Origin of the sequence: Deinococcus arboris, from assembly GCF_009755355.1 — a bacterium.
Taxonomy (GTDB): domain Bacteria; phylum Deinococcota; class Deinococci; order Deinococcales; family Deinococcaceae; genus Deinococcus; species Deinococcus betulae.
On record NZ_WQLB01000012.1, the window covers coordinates 1 to 15,689 of the forward strand.

15 protein-coding genes are annotated in these 15,689 nt (G+C 67.0%); 9 read left to right on the forward strand and 6 right to left on the reverse strand.

Annotated elements, in window-relative coordinates; all coding sequences use genetic code 11:
• The first annotated feature begins 405 nt into the window (after positions 1 to 405).
• The 4 genes from GO986_RS10310 to GO986_RS10325 all read left to right on the forward strand — a co-directional run bounded on the left by GO986_RS10310 (position 406) and on the right by GO986_RS10325 (position 3,077).
• The gene (locus GO986_RS10310; RefSeq protein WP_157459222.1) at positions 406 to 1,008 is read left to right on the forward strand and encodes a chromate transporter; all 603 of its coding nucleotides are present in this window, start codon (positions 406 to 408) and stop codon (positions 1,006 to 1,008) included.
• Positions 1,005 to 1,523, forward strand: coding sequence for a chromate transporter (locus GO986_RS10315; protein WP_157459223.1), 519 nt, complete (start codon positions 1,005 to 1,007; stop codon positions 1,521 to 1,523). Before GO986_RS10310 ends, GO986_RS10315 begins: the two co-directional genes overlap by 4 nt.
• 69 nt (positions 1,524 to 1,592) lie before the next feature.
• A complete protein-coding gene (locus GO986_RS10320) occupies positions 1,593 to 2,663 on the forward strand; it encodes an EAL domain-containing protein (protein ID WP_157459224.1) in 1,071 nt (356 codons plus the stop codon).
• A gap of 54 nt (positions 2,664 to 2,717) precedes the next feature.
• The gene (locus tag GO986_RS10325; protein ID WP_157459225.1) at positions 2,718 to 3,077 is read left to right on the forward strand and encodes a nuclear transport factor 2 family protein; all 360 of its coding nucleotides are present in this window, start codon (positions 2,718 to 2,720) and stop codon (positions 3,075 to 3,077) included.
• 363 nt (positions 3,078 to 3,440) lie between these two features.
• Here GO986_RS10325 and GO986_RS10330 read toward each other — a convergent pair whose 3' ends face one another.
• Both GO986_RS10330 and aspS read right to left on the reverse strand, forming a co-directional pair.
• Positions 3,441 to 4,181 carry an alpha/beta hydrolase family protein gene (locus GO986_RS10330; protein WP_157459226.1) on the reverse strand — a complete coding sequence of 247 codons (741 nt, stop codon included), beginning with the start codon at positions 4,179 to 4,181 and terminating at the stop codon, positions 3,441 to 3,443.
• A gap of 302 nt (positions 4,182 to 4,483) precedes the next feature.
• A complete protein-coding gene (gene aspS, locus GO986_RS10335) occupies positions 4,484 to 5,809 on the reverse strand; it encodes an aspartate--tRNA(Asn) ligase (RefSeq protein ID WP_157459227.1) in 1,326 nt (441 codons plus the stop codon).
• 223 nt (positions 5,810 to 6,032) lie between these two features.
• On the opposite strand from aspS, the gene GO986_RS10340 reads away from it, so the two are divergent.
• The 4 genes from GO986_RS10340 (at position 6,033) to GO986_RS10355 (ending at position 9,305) form a co-directional block, all read left to right on the forward strand.
• Positions 6,033 to 6,584: a TetR/AcrR family transcriptional regulator gene (locus GO986_RS10340; RefSeq protein ID WP_157459228.1), complete on the forward strand. Its 552-nt coding sequence runs from the start codon at positions 6,033 to 6,035 to the stop codon at positions 6,582 to 6,584.
• Positions 6,572 to 7,822, forward strand: a complete 1,251-nt coding sequence (locus tag GO986_RS10345) for an MFS transporter (protein WP_157459229.1) — start codon at positions 6,572 to 6,574, stop codon at positions 7,820 to 7,822. Before GO986_RS10340 ends, GO986_RS10345 begins: the two co-directional genes overlap by 13 nt.
• A 50-nt stretch (positions 7,823 to 7,872) precedes the next feature.
• On the forward strand, positions 7,873 to 8,763 hold the full coding sequence (locus GO986_RS10350; RefSeq protein WP_157459230.1) for an HpcH/HpaI aldolase/citrate lyase family protein: 891 nt from the start codon (positions 7,873 to 7,875) through the stop codon (positions 8,761 to 8,763).
• Between the two features lie 68 nt (positions 8,764 to 8,831).
• The gene (locus tag GO986_RS10355; protein WP_157459231.1) at positions 8,832 to 9,305 is read left to right on the forward strand and encodes a MaoC family dehydratase; all 474 of its coding nucleotides are present in this window, start codon (positions 8,832 to 8,834) and stop codon (positions 9,303 to 9,305) included.
• Between the two features lie 625 nt (positions 9,306 to 9,930).
• Here the strand turns inward: GO986_RS10355 and GO986_RS10360 are convergent.
• The 3 genes from GO986_RS10360 to GO986_RS10370 form a co-directional block, all read right to left on the reverse strand.
• A complete protein-coding gene (locus GO986_RS10360) occupies positions 9,931 to 10,812 on the reverse strand; it encodes an ABC transporter permease (RefSeq protein WP_198170585.1) in 882 nt (293 codons plus the stop codon).
• A 40-nt stretch (positions 10,813 to 10,852) separates the two neighbouring features.
• Complete coding sequence (locus GO986_RS10365) at positions 10,853 to 11,716, reverse strand: ABC transporter ATP-binding protein (RefSeq protein ID WP_157459232.1); 864 nt, start codon at positions 11,714 to 11,716, stop codon at positions 10,853 to 10,855.
• 211 nt (positions 11,717 to 11,927) lie between these two features.
• On the reverse strand, positions 11,928 to 12,911 hold the full coding sequence (locus GO986_RS10370; RefSeq protein WP_232337733.1) for an aldo/keto reductase: 984 nt from the start codon (positions 12,909 to 12,911) through the stop codon (positions 11,928 to 11,930).
• Positions 12,912 to 12,950: 39 nt separating this feature from the next.
• On the opposite strand from GO986_RS10370, the gene GO986_RS10375 reads away from it, so the two are divergent.
• A complete protein-coding gene (locus GO986_RS10375) occupies positions 12,951 to 14,366 on the forward strand; it encodes an MDR family MFS transporter (protein ID WP_157459233.1) in 1,416 nt (471 codons plus the stop codon).
• Between the two features lie 243 nt (positions 14,367 to 14,609).
• On the opposite strand, the gene GO986_RS10380 is transcribed toward GO986_RS10375, so the two are convergent.
• Complete coding sequence (locus GO986_RS10380; protein WP_369409311.1) at positions 14,610 to 15,674, reverse strand: lipid II:glycine glycyltransferase FemX; 1,065 nt, start codon at positions 15,672 to 15,674, stop codon at positions 14,610 to 14,612.
• Between the last annotated feature and the right edge of the window lie 15 nt (positions 15,675 to 15,689).

Consider the following 15,689-nt stretch of genomic DNA (forward strand, 5'->3'; position numbering starts at 1 on the left):
TAATAGAGCTGTGGCCTGCTGGGGGCTTTCTCTCTGCTGGGCAGATGAACTGGGCGTTTCTTATCCTGGCGCTCAGGCCTACAGGCGTTTTCCGGCTTGGACCTGGGCACCGTATCGGCGCACACATCCTGCTGGCAGAGGCTGGCGGCGTAGGGTCATCCGGGCGAGCCGTGCAGCCCGGCATGTTGCTGACGGCCCAAATTGGCCTATCCTTGAGAAACAGCACTCTCAGCGTCACTCAGGCATGGTTTCGACAGAGGCCTCTTTGCCTGGCGCAGCTGGACCTGCCACCCCTCACCAGCTAAGGCAGCACCCTCTTTTTCCTCTATTTCGTGCATTCCGTTCGCCCATGTTCCTGGTGCAGTCACGCCCAGCCACGACCCGCGCGGCTCTAGGCTGGACGGCATGAGCGCCCCAGCCTCTGTCCCAGCGGTGCCAGAGCCGGAGCAGTCTCCGGTGCCGCCGACCACGCCCCCCACCCCGGCGGGACTGCTGCGCCTGTTCCTGGGGGTGGCGCTGTCGGGCGTTGGCGGGGGGCTGCCCGCGCACACCCGCCGCGCCCTGGCAGCGCGGGCCTGGCTGACCGACGCCGCCTTTGCCGAGGCGTTTACCCTGGCACAGCTGACGCCCGGCCCCAACGCCGTCAACTTGGCCGCCATGATTGGCGCGCAGCTGTGCGGCCCGCGCGGGGCGGCGCTGTCGGTGCTGGGTCTGCTGGCGCCGGGGCTGGTCGCCATGCTGACGGTCACGGTGGTTACGCTGGGTCTGCCCGGCGGGCTGCCGCCGGCCGTGCAAAGTGCCCTGCGGGGCGCGGCCTGCGCGGCGCTGGGGGTCATGTTGACCGCCACGGTGCCGGTGTTGAAGGTGGCCCTGGGGGTGCGCGGCGGGCTGACGCTGACCCTGGCCACCTTCGCCGCGCTGGCCCTGCTGCGGCTGGAATTGCTGCCGGTGCTGGCAGTGGTGGTGGCCGCCGGTCTGACCGTCAACCGCCCCCGGAGCGGCGAATGACCGCCGATCCCTGGGACGTGCTGCTAACCTTCGTGCGGCTGGGGCTGGTCAGTTTTGGCGGTGCCAACCTGCCCGAAATCGAGCGGGTGCTGGTGGAGCAGAAGGGCTGGCTGACCCCCGAACTGCTGGCCAACGGCTTTGCGCTGGGCCAGATCATGCCCGGCCCCAACATGCTGGCCATGACGCACTACGGCTTCGCGGCGGGCGGCTGGTGGGGCGCCCTGGCCGCCACCGCCGGGTTTTACGGCCCCACCGCCCTGCTCAGCGCCGCCGCCATGCTGGCCTGGCAGCGCCTGAGCCGCTGGCGCTGGCTGCCCGCCCTGCGCGCGGCCCTGCTGCCGTTTGGCGCCGGGGTGCTGCTGGCAGGCGCGTTGGTCCTGGCGCGCGGCACCCTGCACGGCTGGGCCGAGGCCATGATCGCCGTGAGTGCTTTTGCGTTGCTGTGGCGCACGAGGGTGAATGCCGCCCTGGTGGTGGTCGGCGCAGCGGTACTGGGGGCGCTGCTGGGGCTGTAACTTCACCAGGGCGGCCGGTCAGCTGCTGCAAGGATTCCTACAGACCAGATATGGCACGCTAGGAGCTATATGCCAGCCCCGATCTCCCCTTTGCCCTGCGACTGCCTGGCGACCTCTCCGCCGGCCTGGAATGAGTCGGGGGGCCTGTGGGTTTGGGGAAGCACCGCGCACGCGCAGCGCGTCCTCAACCGCGTGGCCCCTGGTCCGCAGCAGGGAGGGGGCGACGCGCGGCATTTCCCAGCCTCGGCGCACAGCGAGTTGCGGGCACTGGTGGACCTGGCCGGTCCCTCGGCCCAGGCCGAACTGCTGGCGACCCCGGCGTTGCCCTCGGGCCAGCCTGACCCCTGGGCGGTGCGTCCCCTGGCCGTGTGGCTGAACCGTCTGGAAACCCCCTGGTACGCCGACGCGCTGAAGACACTGACGTTTGACCTGCAGCCTATCGTGGCCCTGAGCACCGGCGCGGTCACCGGCTACGAGGCGCTGGTGCGGGCTCCACACAGAGGTCAGCGCCTGAGCGCCAGCGAACTCCTGCGGGCCGCCGAGAGCCACGGTCACCTGCGCGCCTTCGACGCGCTCGCCCGGCGCGAGGCCATACGTCAGGCCACGCCGCAACTGACGCAGGACCAGCAGCTGTTTATCAACTTTGCGCCGGGCGTCGTATACAACCCGGATGTCTGTCTGCAAACAACCTTTGCCGCTTGCCGCGAAGCCGGGGCCGATTTTGGCCGCCTGGTGTTTGAGGTCACGGAAAGCGAGCAGTTTCCCGATCTGGACATGCTGCGCCGCATTCTGACCCGCTACCGCACCGAGGGGGCGCGCGTGGCGCTGGATGACCTGGGGGCCGGCCACACCAGCCTGACCTATCTGGCCGCCCTGAGACCCGACATCGTGAAACTGGACCGCGACCTGAGTGCCAACCTGCACGGCAACGACCCCCGGGTGGACCTCGTGGCCGCCCTGATTCGCTACGCCCACGAATTAGAGATTGAGGTGGTGGCCGAGGGCATCGAAACCGTGGATGTTCTGAAACTGGTGACAGCGCTGGGCGCCGACTATGCCCAGGGCTATGTGCTGGGCCGCCCGGCCCCGGAACCGCTGCCGCTGCGCGCCGAGGCGGCTGTGCTGTGGGCCAGCACGTAAAGGGGGGCTTCCCGGCCAGGAGGTACAGTCAGCAGATCGCTCAGAGGAGGCTTTATGTCAGAGCACCACAAACAGCTGCTGGAACAGGCCAACGCGGCCATCTCGGCCGGGGACCATGAGGGCTTCCTGGCGTTCTGCACAGAGGACACCGACTGGACCTTCGTGGGCGACAGAACGCTGAAGGGCAAGGCCGCTGTTCGGCAGTGGATGGCCACTGCGTACCGCGAACCGCCCAGGTTCAACGTTCACCACATGATTGCCGAAGGCGATTTTCTGGCTGTCACCGGCGACATCACATTGACCGGCGAAGATGGCCAGGCGACCCATCACGCCTACTGCGACGTCTGGCGCTTCCGTGACGGCAAACTGGCCCAGCTCCACGCTTATGTGGTCGAGAGCGACCCGCAGAGCTAGGCACCTCCACAGGATCACTAAGCCTATCGAACCTCCTGATGAGGTGACAGGGAGTGCCCTCTTTATCAGACGCTGTCCAGAGCTGCTTCCAGATGTCTGGGACGGAGGACTTTGAAGCAACGCCCAGTGCCTCTGAGTGAAACGCCCTCTAAGGCACTGGGAGAGTGGCCTCGGTCAAACTGCACATCACCGCGAGGCTCTATAGCCAGATGGTGACCCCCGGTGCAATCGAGAGTGACTCTCCCCCAAGGCACCAGAGGCTCGTTCCAGACAGCCTTTCTCAGGCCCTCTGTTCCCCGAGATGGGCCTGCTGCGATTTCAAATCGGGTTGAGAAAGGCAGGATCTCCCACTCAACCAATCTCTTAGCCGCCTGCCAGAAAGCGGGCGGTCTCGCGGTGGAGCATGTCCACGGCGTCCAGCGAATCGAAGGTGTGGCCTGCGCCCGGAATGGCCACCGCGTCGCAGCCCAGGGCGCGGGCGTAGCGCACGCCAAACTCGGGGGGGCAGGTCTGGTCGGCGTCGCCGTGAAACACGCGGGCCTCGCCCCCCCAGGCCTGCGCGGCGTCCAGCGGCTTCAGGCGGGTCATCTCCTGCAAGAATTCGCGGCCCAGCGGCCAGCCGTTGTAATCCGTGACCGTGGCAGGCAGAAACCCGCCGCGCAGGAAAGGCAGCCACAGTTCGGGCAGAGCCGGCGCCCACAGCGCCAGCCGGTGCGGGCGCACGCGCGGGGCACTCAGGGCCGCCACGAGGCCGCCCATCGAGAAGCCCAGCAACATGACCCGTTCGGGGTCCAGTCCCGCTTGACGGCGCGCATACTCAAAGGCGGCTTCGGTGTCCTGAACTTCGCGCGAGACAGTCATCTCGCTAAAGTCCCCCTGCGACTCGCCGCTGCCCCGGAAATCAAACCGCAGGCTCGCCACCCCCCGCGCTGCCAGGACACGCGACAGCAGCGGCAGCAGGCGGTGGTCTCCGCCCCGGTTCCCTGTAAAGCCGTGCAGGATGACCACGCTGGGCCAGCCGTGTGCGGGTGGGGTGCCTTCTGGGCGGTGCATCATGCCGTACAGCCGCTGACCGTCCACACTGAACTGCGCGAATTCTTCCATAGGCAGGGAGTCTAAGGGGCTGAATAGCAAAGAGGCTAAGGCAGTCGGCATCCCGTCTCCTTAGACTCCTCGACTTTTTTAATTCTCTTGCGGCGGGAGTCCGTGCTCTTGAGGCGTGCCCCCATAGCGGCTACCAGTTCCCTTGAGGGGCCAACCACGCCCCTCCACTCCACTTTCGCCGCTGTCTCTTGACACTCACTCTGTTCGCCTCAGAGTGGTTGAGGATCATACCCCTCAACCACTCTGAATTCCGCCCTCAGGCCTCCCGAAGCGCGGGACCATCACAGTCAGCGCCGACCAGCTCAGGGCGTCAGCCGGTGCCGGTCGCGGGGGAAGGCGCGGGCATACCGCACGTTGGCAATGCCCAGCAGCTTGGCGGTCAGGCGCTCGGCACCGATGGCAAAGCCGCCGTGGGGAGGCATGCCGTACTTGAAGACTTCGGTGTAGCCGGCCAGCGACTCGGGGTTGAGTTTGTAAGCCGCAATCGAGTCCATCAGCATCGCGTGGTCATGGATACGCTGCCCGCCCGAGGTGATTTCGATGCCCCGGAACAGCAGGTCAAAGCCGCGCGTGAGCTCCTGGCTGGGCGTGCCGTCCGCATTGGCGTCGGGATGGGCGTAAAAGGGCCGGGCCGCGCGGGGGTATTTGGTCACGAACACGAAGTCGCTGCCCTCGGTCTCGGCGTAGTGCTGGCACAGCAGGCGCTCGGCTTCGGGGTCCAGGTCTTTGCCGCCGACCGCGTGACCATACTTCTCGGTCACCAGCGCGCGGGCGTCGAGCAGGGTGATCCGGGGAATGTGGGCCGGCACCTCGGGAAGGGTGGCTCCCAGCAGCGCGAACTCAGGCGCGCACCGCGCTTTCAGGCGCTCCATGATGGCCGCCAGCAGGCGGTTTTCCAGCGCCATGACATCGTCCTCGTCCTCAATAAAGCCCATCTCCACGTCCAGAGACAGGTACTCGTTCAGGTGGCGGCTGGTGGCGTGTTCCTCGGCGCGGTAGACAGGCGCAACCTCAAAGACCCGCTCGAAGACGCCCACCATAATTTGCTTGTACAGCTGCGGGCTCTGGGCCAGGTAGGCCGGATGCCCAAAGTAGTCGATGGGAAAGAGGTTCGCGCCGCCCTCGGCCCCCGCCGAGACAATCTTGGGCGTGCTGATCTCGGTAAAGCCTTCCTCGGCCAGGTGGTCCCGGAAGGCCGCCACCAGTTCGGCCTGCACCTTCAGCGCCGCGCGCTCTTTAAGGCCCCGCACCGTCACCACGCGGTAGTCCAGCATGGTCTCGGGGTTCACGTTCCATTCCATCTTGGGAATCTCGACGGGGGCAGGCTCCACCGCCGCGCTGATGACGCGGAAGTTCTGAATCTGCACCTCGAACCCGCCCGGCGCCTTGGGATGGGCCTTGACGGTGCCCACGACCTCCACGCTGCTCTCGGCCAGCGGCAGGGTCAGGCCACTGCCCACGCACTGGGTCAGCCCCGAGACGTCGCGCAGCACCACGAACTGCACGCCGCCCAGGTCGCGCCGGGCATGAACAAAGCCTTGCAGGCGCACCTGCTGGCCGTCGTGCGCGGCCAGGTCACGGGTCAGGGTGCGGGGAAGGTGGGTGGGCTGAGATTCGGTCTGGGTCATGAGGGTGCCTCCTGCGGGCTCAAGGAAAACCCCCGACTCCGTGTGCTGGGGTCGGGGGCGCGGTATGCGGCGAGACGTCCCCTAACAGGGATCATCATTCACGTTGTTGTGTGCCGCGAACATGGGGCCAACTGTACCGGGCGGGGCGGGCGGGGGTCAATCGTGGAACTAGGCAGGCCAGTGGGGGTAGTTTTACCGACCGTCCAGACGGTATGTTATCTACATGCCCAGATCCCGTCAGCCCGATCTCACCCGCACGGCTCTGCTCCAGGCGGCCCGGCAGGTCGTTCAGGACCAGGGCGCGGCCCTCTCGCTGGACGCGGTGGCCCGCGCGGCTGGCGTCAGCAAGGGAGGGCTGCTGCACCACTTTCCCAGCAAGGACATGCTGCTTCAGGCGCTGGCCCTGGCGCTGGTGGAGCAGTTCCGGGAAGAACTGGACGCGGCTTATGCCCGCGAATGTGCCGACCATGGCCAGCGGCCCGGCGCGTGGCTACGCGCCTACATCACCCTGACGTTCGAGGACAGCGAGAAGGACATGGCGCTGCACCGCGCCCTGGCGCCCCTGACCGAACAGCCCACGCTGATGCAGGCCCTGACTGACGCCCAGACCTTTTTGCTGGACCAGGCCGAAGCCGACGGCCTGTCTCCGGGAGTGGCCCACGCCGTTCGCCTGGCCTGCGACGGCTACTGGCTGGCCGAACGCAGCGACCAGCCCCGCCTGAGCGCCGTTCAGGCCCAGCACCTCCGGGAGGCCCTGACCGCATGGACCCGCTGACCGCCAACGTTCCTCATCCTGGTCCCGGCTGGGCCGCGCGCTACTGGGCCATTTTTGGTGGCCAGGCCCTGTCGCTGATCGGGTCGGCCCTGACACAGTTCGTGTTGCTGTGGTGGATTACCGACACCACCGGCAGCGCCGCCGCGCTGGGGGTGGCGGGCATGGCCGCACTGCTGCCGCAGGCGCTGCTGGGTCCACTGGGCGGCACCTTTGCCGACCGTTACAGCCGCCGCGCCCTGATGATTGGGGCCGATACCGTGAGCGCCGCGTGCATGGGCGTGCTGATCTGGCTGTTTGCCAGCGGGAACGTGCAGCTGTGGCACGTCTACACCATGATGTTTGTCCGCAGCGCCATGCAGGCGTTTCAGGGGCCAGCCGCCGCCGCCAGCACCGCCATGCTGGTGCCGCCCGATTTTCTGCCGCGCGCCGCTGGCCTCAATCAGACCCTCCAGGGCGTCATGACGGTGGCCGCCGCGCCGCTGGGGGCGCTGGCGATTGGGGTGCTGCCGCTGGGCGCGGCGCTGGGCATTGACGTGGTGACAGCGCTGCTGGGCGTGGTGCCGCTGCTGCTGTACCGCATTCCGCAGCCCCAGGTGATGCCCGGAGACCGCCGGGGCGTCTGGGCCGAATTCCGCGAGGGCCTGAATGTGGTCTGGCGCAGCCCTGGTCTGCGGCGGCTGTACGGCCTGCTGGGCGTGGTGGTCCTGACCATCATGCCGACCTTTACCCTGACCCCGCTGCTGGTCAAAACGCACTTTGGCGGCGGGGCCGGGCAGGTGGCCCTGATGGAAGGCCTCTCCGGCGTGGGCATGATTGCGGGTGGCCTGCTGGTGGCGGCCCTGAATCCGAAACGGCCCATCGTGACCGTGCTGCTGGCCCTAGCAGCTTCGTGCCTGACGGTGGCCCTGACCGCCCTGGCCCCGGCAAACGGGTTTTGGCTGGCGGTGGTGTGGTGGGTGGTCAGCGGTGCCGCCTTCGCTTTTGGCAACGCGCCGCTGACGGCCCTGCTGCAAACCACCGTGCCCAACCACCTGCAAGGCCGGGTGCTGTCCCTACTGGGCACGGTGATGGGCCTGGCTGGACCCGTGGGGCTGGCCCTGGCCGCGCCGCTGGGCGAATGGATTGGCGTGCGCGGCGTGTTTATGGTGGGCGGCGTCCTGAGCACCCTGGTCTGCGTGCTGGGCTTTTTCTCCCCGGCCCTGCTGCGGCTGCAGCGCCCGGAAAGCCCCCAGCCCTGAGCCGTTATCCTGGCCGCTATGAGAACAAACGTTCGTTCTGGAGGTAGAGGATGACGCCCGGCGTGTCCCTGCGCCCCCGCAGCCTGCTGTTTGCCCCAGGCAACCGCGCCGAACTGATCGCCAAGCTGCCCCGCAGCGCCCCCGACGCGGTGGTGATTGATCTGGAGGACGCCATTCCGGCCAACGCCGAGGCGAAGGCGGCGGCCCGGCCCATTGCCCGCGACGCGGCGCGGGACCTGATCGCGGCCCATCCTCACCTGCCAGTGTTTCTGCGCTTGAATGCGCCGCACTCGCCTTACTTTGAAGGTGACCTGGCGGTGCTGACCCCCGAACTGGCCGGGGTGGTGGTGCCCAAGCTGGAATCAGCGGCCGATGTGCGGCTGGTGGCAGGGGCGCTGGCCGCAAGGGGCCTGAACCTCCCCCTGCTGGCGGGCCTGGAAACCGGGGCGGGGGTGTGGCACGCCTTTGACATCCTTCGCGAAGACGCGGTGGCGTGGGCTTACTTTGGTGCCGAAGACTACACCACCGATCTGGGTGGTCAGCGCACCCCAGGCAATCTGGAGGTGCTGTATGCCCGCTCTCAGGTGGCGCTGGCCGCGCGCCTGGCCGGTGTACCGGTGCTGGACATCGTGGTGACGCGCCTGAACGACGAAGCCGCCTTCCGCGAGGACGCCGCGCAGGGCCGCGCGCTGGGGTACGCCGGCAAGCTGTGTATCCACCCCGCGCAGGTCACCCTGGCCCACGATATTTTTGGCGCCACGGCGGCCGAGCTGAGTCGCGCCCGCGCGCTGCTGGCCGCCGCCCATGACGCCAGCCTCAGTGGCCACGGCGCCTTCGCCTTTGAAGGGCAGATGGTGGACGAGCCGATGCTGGCCGCCGCCCGCGCCATTGTTGCGGGCGCAGGCAGTGGGGAGGAGACAGCGGCCAGTAGGACAGCCTGAGCCCAAGCCAGGGCCTTTTGCCGCTTCTCCCCTGACCACGCCCCACTGTCCACCCTCTGAGGTGTCCTATGAATGAAGACCTGAACCGCCCCCAGGGGCGCTACCTGGAAGAACTGACGCCCGGCACGGTGATTCGCCACCGCGTAACGCGCACCGTGACCGAAGCCGACAACGTGTTTTTCACGACGCTGACCATGAACCCGCAGCCACTGCACCTGGACCACGACTACGCGGCACAGACTGAATTCGGGCAGCCCCTGGTGAACAGTCTCCTGACCCTGTCGCTCTTGGTGGGTCTGAGCGTGCATGAATTGACGCTGGGCACACTGGTCGCCAACCTGGGGCTGACGGACGTGGTTTTCCCGAAGCCTGTCTTTCACGGCGACACCATTCGCGCCGAATCGGAGGTGCTGGAGGTCCGCGAGAGCCGCAGCCGACCGGACGCTGGCATTGTGATTGTGGAGCACCGGGCGCTGAACCAGCGCGGTGAGGTGGTGGCGAAGTGTAAGCGCACGGCACTGATGCAGAAACGGCCCGCCTGAGGCTTAGAGCTTACGCCGGCTGCGATGCTTGGTTGCATGCAGGTGGATGAGAACGGTTGCCTCGTTTTCCCCACCCCCCAGCCCCCTCCCCCGGCGGGGCAGGGGGAGCAACGTTGGCACTGGGCAGGGGTTGACTGGCGCGGCGGAGAGGCCAGAACTTTGTACGCTGTGGACGCCGTGGTCAGGCTCCGCCCATCGCCTCACGCCCGCGCGCTGCGCGCACGACGGCTTCCGTTGCTGGTCTTGTGATGGTGCCGGGTGGAACGCTCAAAGCACGAGGTTCGACTTTTGAAAGATGCTGAAGCCAGAGCTGCTTTTCAAAAGTCGAACCTCTAGGCCGCACCAAGCCTTCCTGCCCCGTTCCCGCCCAGGTCCAGGCGAGGCCATTGTGCGCGCAGCGCGCAGGCCCTTCCGGTGGGGCGGAGGATGGCGTCGAGGCCAGACCCGTAGGCGAAATGTGCGGCCTCGCCAACGCCAGTCAAAACTCTTGCCCAGTGCCAACGTCTGCTCCCCCTGTCACCAGGTTCCAGGCGCGTCAGTCGAACCAGCGGCAACGCGCAGGCCGCCCTGCGCGGCGAAGACGTCTCCCCTCTGGGGAAGGGGGCTGGGGGGTGGGGCACCCCACCTACCCCGCCCGTTTCAATTTCCCCGTCTTCTTCGCCCACGTCTCCGCCCGCCCAAACACCACCAGCCCCAGCGGAATCGTCACCAGCCCAAACAGCAGCAGAATCCCCAGTTCGGGGAGCACCCCGCCCAGCCCTATCCCGGCCTCAATGGTCTTCCCTGTGCCGTTGACACCCAGAATCTTGCGGCAGGCCTCCAGCGCGTAGGTGGCGGGCGACAGCGCGCTGATCGGCTGAAGCCACGCGGGCAGCACGCTGACCGGGTAGTACACCCCCGAGATCAGCAGAAACACCGCCTGGATGATGTTGGTGGCCTGCGCTCCGTTTTCGGTGCTCATGACGGGCAGCACAGCGGCCATCAGCCCAATGCCCATAAAGCCCAGGCTGGCGACCATAAAGACGACCAGGCACTGCAGCACCTGCCCAAAGCTGGCGCCAATGTCCACGAACATGCCCATAAACAGGAAGACCAGCACGCCGCGCAGCAGGGCGTAGGCCCCCGCGAACAGGCTGACCCCGACCAGGTGCGTCAGGCGGCTGACCGGCGCCATAAAGGTGTACTCAATGGTCCCTTCCCAGCGCTCGTAGGAAATAGAGTTGGCAATTTCGCCGAACAGGCGCCCCAGGAACGACCACATCACGGCCCCCAGCAGCAGCGTCAATGTCAGGCGCGGGTCGCCGGCCGCCACGCCAATCAGCATGATGCTGGCGGCTGACACCATGTCGTAGAAGGTAAAGACCAGCACCCACGACCAGTAGCGCCGGGTCAGGTGAAAGTCGCGGAAGACGAAGGCAAAAGCGGCGCGCAGCTGGTGGGCCAGGGTGCCGGGCGTGGTGCGCGCGGGGTCGGGCACTGGGGATGGTGGGCCAGCTTGAATGGTCATAGACACTCCTTAGAGGGCAGAGAACGAAAACGGTCGGGAATCATTCGCCCTCCTCCTCGGCCAGCCCTTCGCCGGTCAGCTCGATAAAGGCGTCTTCAAGGGTCTTGCCCTCGCCCACCAGCCCACGCAGCTCCTCGGCCGTGCCTTCGGCGACAAACTTGCCGCCGCTGATAAAGGCGATGCGGTCGCACAGGCGCTCGGCTTCGGGCATGTCGTGGGTCGTCAGGATGATGGTGGCGTCATGCACGTCACGCAGTTCCAGCACAAATTCCTGCACGTCACGCCTCGATTTAGGGTCCAGGCCGGTGGTGGGCTCGTCCAGCAGCACGATGACGGGGCTGGTGAGGAAGGCGCGGGCAATGGCGACTTTTTGTTGCATGCCCCGGCTCATTTCCTCCAGCGGCTCGAAGAAGGCCTTTTCCTTGAGGCCCAGGCGCTTGAGGGTCACCTGGGCGCGTTCCTCGGCCACGTGGCGGTCTAGGCCGTACAGCTGCGCCGAATACAGCAGGTTCTCGCGCGGGCTGAGCTTTTTGTAGAAGGCGGCGTCCACCGACACCCGGTTCAGCAGCCGGCGCACCTGCGCCTCGTCCCTGACGACATCCAGGCCAAAGATGCCCACGGTGCCGGCGTCGGGAATCAGCAGGGTGCTCATGGCGCGAATCAGGGTGCTTTTGCCACTGCCGTTGGGGCCCAGGACGCCGTAAATCTCGCCCCGGCGCACCTGAAAGGTCACATCATCCACCGCGCGGCTTTCGGAAAACTGAGGGCGCAGCAGCGTACCCCCCTGGCGCTTGCGAAAGGCTTTGACGAGGTGCTGCACGTCAATGGCGACGTCGCGGCCACTCAGGTCGCGTGGGGGCGCAGCGGGGGCGCTGGTCGCCTGCGGGGGGGCGGTCAGGGTCATGGGAGAACCTCCGAAGTTGTGAGAGACGATGCCAGGGGCCGCGCACGATAGGTCGGCGCGGCAGGTGCGTGGGCCAGCGGCCTTAGCGCTGGATGCGGTCGTCGTTCATGGAGGTTCAGCGTAGTCGGGCGGCTGCGGGGATGCGATAGGCGTCATGGCCTACAGCAAAAAGCCGCGCCAGGAGCCCGGCGCGGCGGCTAGACAGAGAGGTTTAGGCGGGGTTGTACCAGTTGCGATCCCATCGGTGGGCATACAGCTTATGAATCGCTTCGGCGTCCAGACCCCGGCCGTCGGCCAGCGCAGTATTGCGCTCTACATTGCGCATACTCCTCATACCCACGATGACAGTGGACACCGCCGGATGCGACAGCACGAAGCGCAGGCTGGTCTCGGCCAGCCCGTCTGTGGCAATCCCCAGATCACGCTCAATGGCGCGCAGGCGCGGTTGCAGCTGCTCTTTGCGGTCCCCGCCGAAGTAGCGGTTGCGCCAGTCGCCTTCTGGGAAGGTCGTCTCGGGGGTGATGTGGCCGGTCAGACTCCCCTCGTCCAGCGCCACGCGCACAATCACGCCCACGCCATGCGCGCGGCAGGCATCCAGCAGCCGGTCTTGCGGGGCCTGGTCAAACACGTTGTAGATCACCTGGACGGTGTCCACGGCGCCGGCCTCGACAGCCTTAACCGCATTGTCCGGTTGATGGTCGTTAATGGAAATGCCAAAAGCGGCAATCTTGCCTTCGCGTTTCAGGTCGGCCACGGCCTCATGCCAGTCGCCCTCCCCCAGCCACGAGTCGTTCCAGACATGCAGCTGCTGCACGTCAATTCGGGGCAGGCCCAGGCGTTCCAGGCTGGCCTCGGTCATGCGGCGCAGGTACTCGCCGGGAAAGGCTTGGCCGGCGGCAGTCCCCGGAGCAGCGGGCCACTGCATGTTCTGGGGGCTGACCTTGGTGGCGACCAGCGTCCCGGGGTGTTCGCGGGCCACCTGGCCTACCAGCCTCTCGCTGTGCCCGTCGCCGTAGCCCATTGCGGTGTCGATAAAGTTGCCGCCCAGTTCGATGTAGCGGCGCAGAGCGGCCAGGCTCTCGTCGTCCTGGGCGCCCTTCCACATATCGGCGCCGATGCCCCAGGCTCCGTACCCGATTTCTGTGACGTTCAGGCCAGTGCGGCCCAGTGGGCGCCTATGCATGCTGTGTTCCATAGGGCCGACTGTAACGATTCAGGGCGGGTGAAGCCAGTCATGCACTCTTTATCTGCCCCGCAGGCGTACCCTGCGCAGGTGAGTCTTCCTGCCTTGTCCCCCTGCGTGCGCCAGCTGGCCACCGCCGGCCTGATTGTGGGCGTGTTTCTGGCGGCCCTGGAAGCCAGCGTGGTCGCCACCGCTATGCCCAGCGTCATCCGCGACCTGGGCGGCGAGCGCCTGTACGCCCTGCCGTTTGCGGTGTATCTGCTGGCCAGTACGGTTTCTAGCCCGCTGTGGGGCCGCGCCAGCGACCTGCTGGGACGGCGGCGGCTGTACCTGTGGGGGGTGGTCATTTTTCTGCTGGGCTCGGCGCTGTGTGGGCTCAGTCAGGACATGGGCACCCTGATCGCGGCCCGCGTCGCGCAGGGCATTGGGGCCGGCGCACTGCTGCCCCTGACCCTCACCATGATCAGCGAGTTGTACGCCTTGCAGGAGCGCGGCCGGGTACAGGCCCTCATCTCGGGGGTGTGGGGCGTGTCGGGCCTGCTGGGGCCACTGCTGGGCGGCTGGCTGACCGAGCAGGCGTCGTGGCGCTGGACCTTCTATGCCAGCCTGCCGTTTGGGATCGCGGCTCTGCTGCTGGCGCTGCGCTTTCTGCCCGAAACGGGCCAGCCTCGCCCTGCCCGCCTGGACTGGGCCGGGGCCGCGCTGTTCACGCTGGGCAGCGGCCTGGTGGTCTGGGGACTGGAACAGCGGCAGTGGCTGCTGGTGGGGCTGGGCGCCGTGACACTGGCCGGCGCCGTCTGGCTAGAACGCCGCCACCCCGAACCGCTGCTGCCCATGCGCGCGCTGCGCGAAAAATTGCCGCGCGTGGCCTTTGCCGGAAACCTGCTGGGCGGCGCGGCCTACTTTGGCGTAATTGCCTATCTGCCGCTGTACGCCCAGGGGGTCACGGGCAGTGGCGCCACCGCTGGCGGGGCCATCCTGACGCCCATGCTGGTGGGCTGGACGCTAACGGCCATCGTCACGGCGCGCCTTGTGAAAACCGTGCCGCTGACCCGGATTGCCCAGGCAGGATTTGCCGTGCTGACGGTCATGTTCACGGCGCTGCTGTTTGCGGTTCACGCGCCGCTGTGGGTGACCAGTGCGCTGGGCTTTGCGGTGGGCATGGGCATGGGCTTTGCCATGCTGAGCCTGCTGCTGGCCGCGCAGGAGTCGGCGGCACGCAGCGAACTGGGCGCCGTGACCAGCGGCGTGCTGTTTGCCCGCCAGATGGGCGGCGCGCTGGGCGTGGCCCTGATGGCGCTGCTGATTGGCCCGGCGGCGATTGAGGCCGGCGGCTTTGAGCTGGCCGAGGGCCTGCGCCGCGCCTACTGGCTGGCCCTGGGCCTGGTGGCCGTGGCCTTTGCCCTGAGCCTGGGCCTCCGGGGCGTGGTGGTCAAAAAAGCTCAGGAAGCCCAACCAGCAGATTAAGACAGACTCGGAAAGCGGCGCAGCAGGCTTGAAAAGCTCCGCAGGAGAGCGAGCAGGAACAGATACGGATTCCACGATATGGAAGCGCAGACGGTGCCTTTTCGGCTGCGCTGCAATTCAGCGGAATCTGTATAAGACCCAGAAAGCCAGGCCACCCGTCCAGCCACTGTCTTTGTCCCGCACCCCGCCAACCGCTTCTCCTCTTTTCCTACTTCCCACAACCCACTCCCTGCTTCCCGCCCCTTACAGCACGTCGTCGGCACTGCCGCGTTTGCGGAGATTGTTCTGGGTCTTGCGCCAGCGCAGGGCCTTGACGATGGCGGGAGCCGCCGGGTTCAGGTTCAGGTCGTAGGCGGGATACCACACGCGCTGCTCGCTGAACTTGAGTTTCATTTTGAAGACCCCAAACGAGTGCTTCTCCTCATCCAGCTGGCGCGGAATCCCCCAGAAGTCGAAGAGTTCATAGCCCCGGCGCTGGGCGTCCAGCATGGCGTTCCAGTAGAAAGCGTCGGGCGCTTTGGCGTCCTTGACCGGACTGCCATCGGGCTGGGTCCGCTCGTCGCGCACGCTGCCACCAAACAGGTAGTACGTCCCCTTGCCCATCGCCAGGAAAAAACCGCCGGCCAGGGCGCGGCCCTCGTGGCGTGACAGCACGATATACGCCTCGCCGCCGTGGGCGCCGCCCTCCCGCAGCATGGTTTCGTAGTAGGCGCGGGGAAAGGCGCCCAGCTTGGCCCGTTCGTTGGTGGCGGTGAAAATCTCCCAGAAAGCGTCAAAGTCGTCGTCGCGGCCCGCCACCACGCCCATCTTCTGGGCGGTGCGGACGTTGCGCCGGGCCATCGAATGCAGGCCCGAGAACAGTTCGTCCTCATTGCGGGTCAGGTCGGCCACAATCGTGTGTTCAGGCTGCTCGCTCTCGGCGCGGCGAAAGGGGCCGTACCCTTCGGGCAGCACCACCGAGTCGTCAGCCAGAAACGGCACGGGCGGCTCGATTTTCAGCAGGGCGTCACCTGGCCGGGCAATCTTTTTGACGGCGTCGGCCACGGCGGGCAGCAGGTCCAGGCTCTCCAGGGCCGGGCCGCGCGGGGCGTACAGCGTCGAAAAGCCGGGCACCAGCCGCTTGCGAATCAGTTGCAGGGCGCCCACTGTGCGGCCGCCGCCTTGAATCAGGTAACGCACCGGGGTCTGGCCCAGCACGCGCCGCGCTTCCCCGTAGCCCCAGCCCTGAAGGGCACTGGTGATGGGCAAAGACCGCACGGCGTCGTCGTACACGCGCGGGTCGGTGGTTTCTTGCAGGGTCAGGCGCACGCGGGGGATTGTAGC

Excerpts from the sequence above, each read along its gene's own strand:
- GO986_RS10360 (WP_198170585.1), bottom strand. The coding sequence starts at position 10,812 with ATGACCATTCAAGCTGGCCCACCATCCCCAGTGCCCGACCCCGCGCGC.
- GO986_RS10340 (WP_157459228.1), top strand. The coding sequence starts at position 6,033 with ATGCCCAGATCCCGTCAGCCCGATCTCACCCGCACGGCTCTGCTCCAG.
- aspS (WP_157459227.1), bottom strand. The coding sequence starts at position 5,809 with ATGACCCAGACCGAATCTCAGCCCACCCACCTTCCCCGCACCCTGACC.
- GO986_RS10320 (WP_157459224.1), top strand. The coding sequence starts at position 1,593 with ATGCCAGCCCCGATCTCCCCTTTGCCCTGCGACTGCCTGGCGACCTCT.
- GO986_RS10315 (WP_157459223.1), top strand. The coding sequence starts at position 1,005 with ATGACCGCCGATCCCTGGGACGTGCTGCTAACCTTCGTGCGGCTGGGG.
- GO986_RS10345 (WP_157459229.1), top strand. The coding sequence starts at position 6,572 with ATGGACCCGCTGACCGCCAACGTTCCTCATCCTGGTCCCGGCTGGGCC.
- GO986_RS10310 (WP_157459222.1), top strand. The coding sequence starts at position 406 with ATGAGCGCCCCAGCCTCTGTCCCAGCGGTGCCAGAGCCGGAGCAGTCT.
- GO986_RS10350 (WP_157459230.1), top strand. The coding sequence starts at position 7,873 with ATGACGCCCGGCGTGTCCCTGCGCCCCCGCAGCCTGCTGTTTGCCCCA.
- GO986_RS10375 (WP_157459233.1), top strand. The coding sequence starts at position 12,951 with ATGCACTCTTTATCTGCCCCGCAGGCGTACCCTGCGCAGGTGAGTCTT.
- GO986_RS10325 (WP_157459225.1), top strand. The coding sequence starts at position 2,718 with ATGTCAGAGCACCACAAACAGCTGCTGGAACAGGCCAACGCGGCCATC.
- GO986_RS10355 (WP_157459231.1), top strand. The coding sequence starts at position 8,832 with ATGAATGAAGACCTGAACCGCCCCCAGGGGCGCTACCTGGAAGAACTG.
- GO986_RS10370 (WP_232337733.1), bottom strand. The coding sequence starts at position 12,911 with ATGGAACACAGCATGCATAGGCGCCCACTGGGCCGCACTGGCCTGAAC.
- GO986_RS10365 (WP_157459232.1), bottom strand. The coding sequence starts at position 11,716 with ATGACCCTGACCGCCCCCCCGCAGGCGACCAGCGCCCCCGCTGCGCCC.
- GO986_RS10330 (WP_157459226.1), bottom strand. The coding sequence starts at position 4,181 with ATGGAAGAATTCGCGCAGTTCAGTGTGGACGGTCAGCGGCTGTACGGC.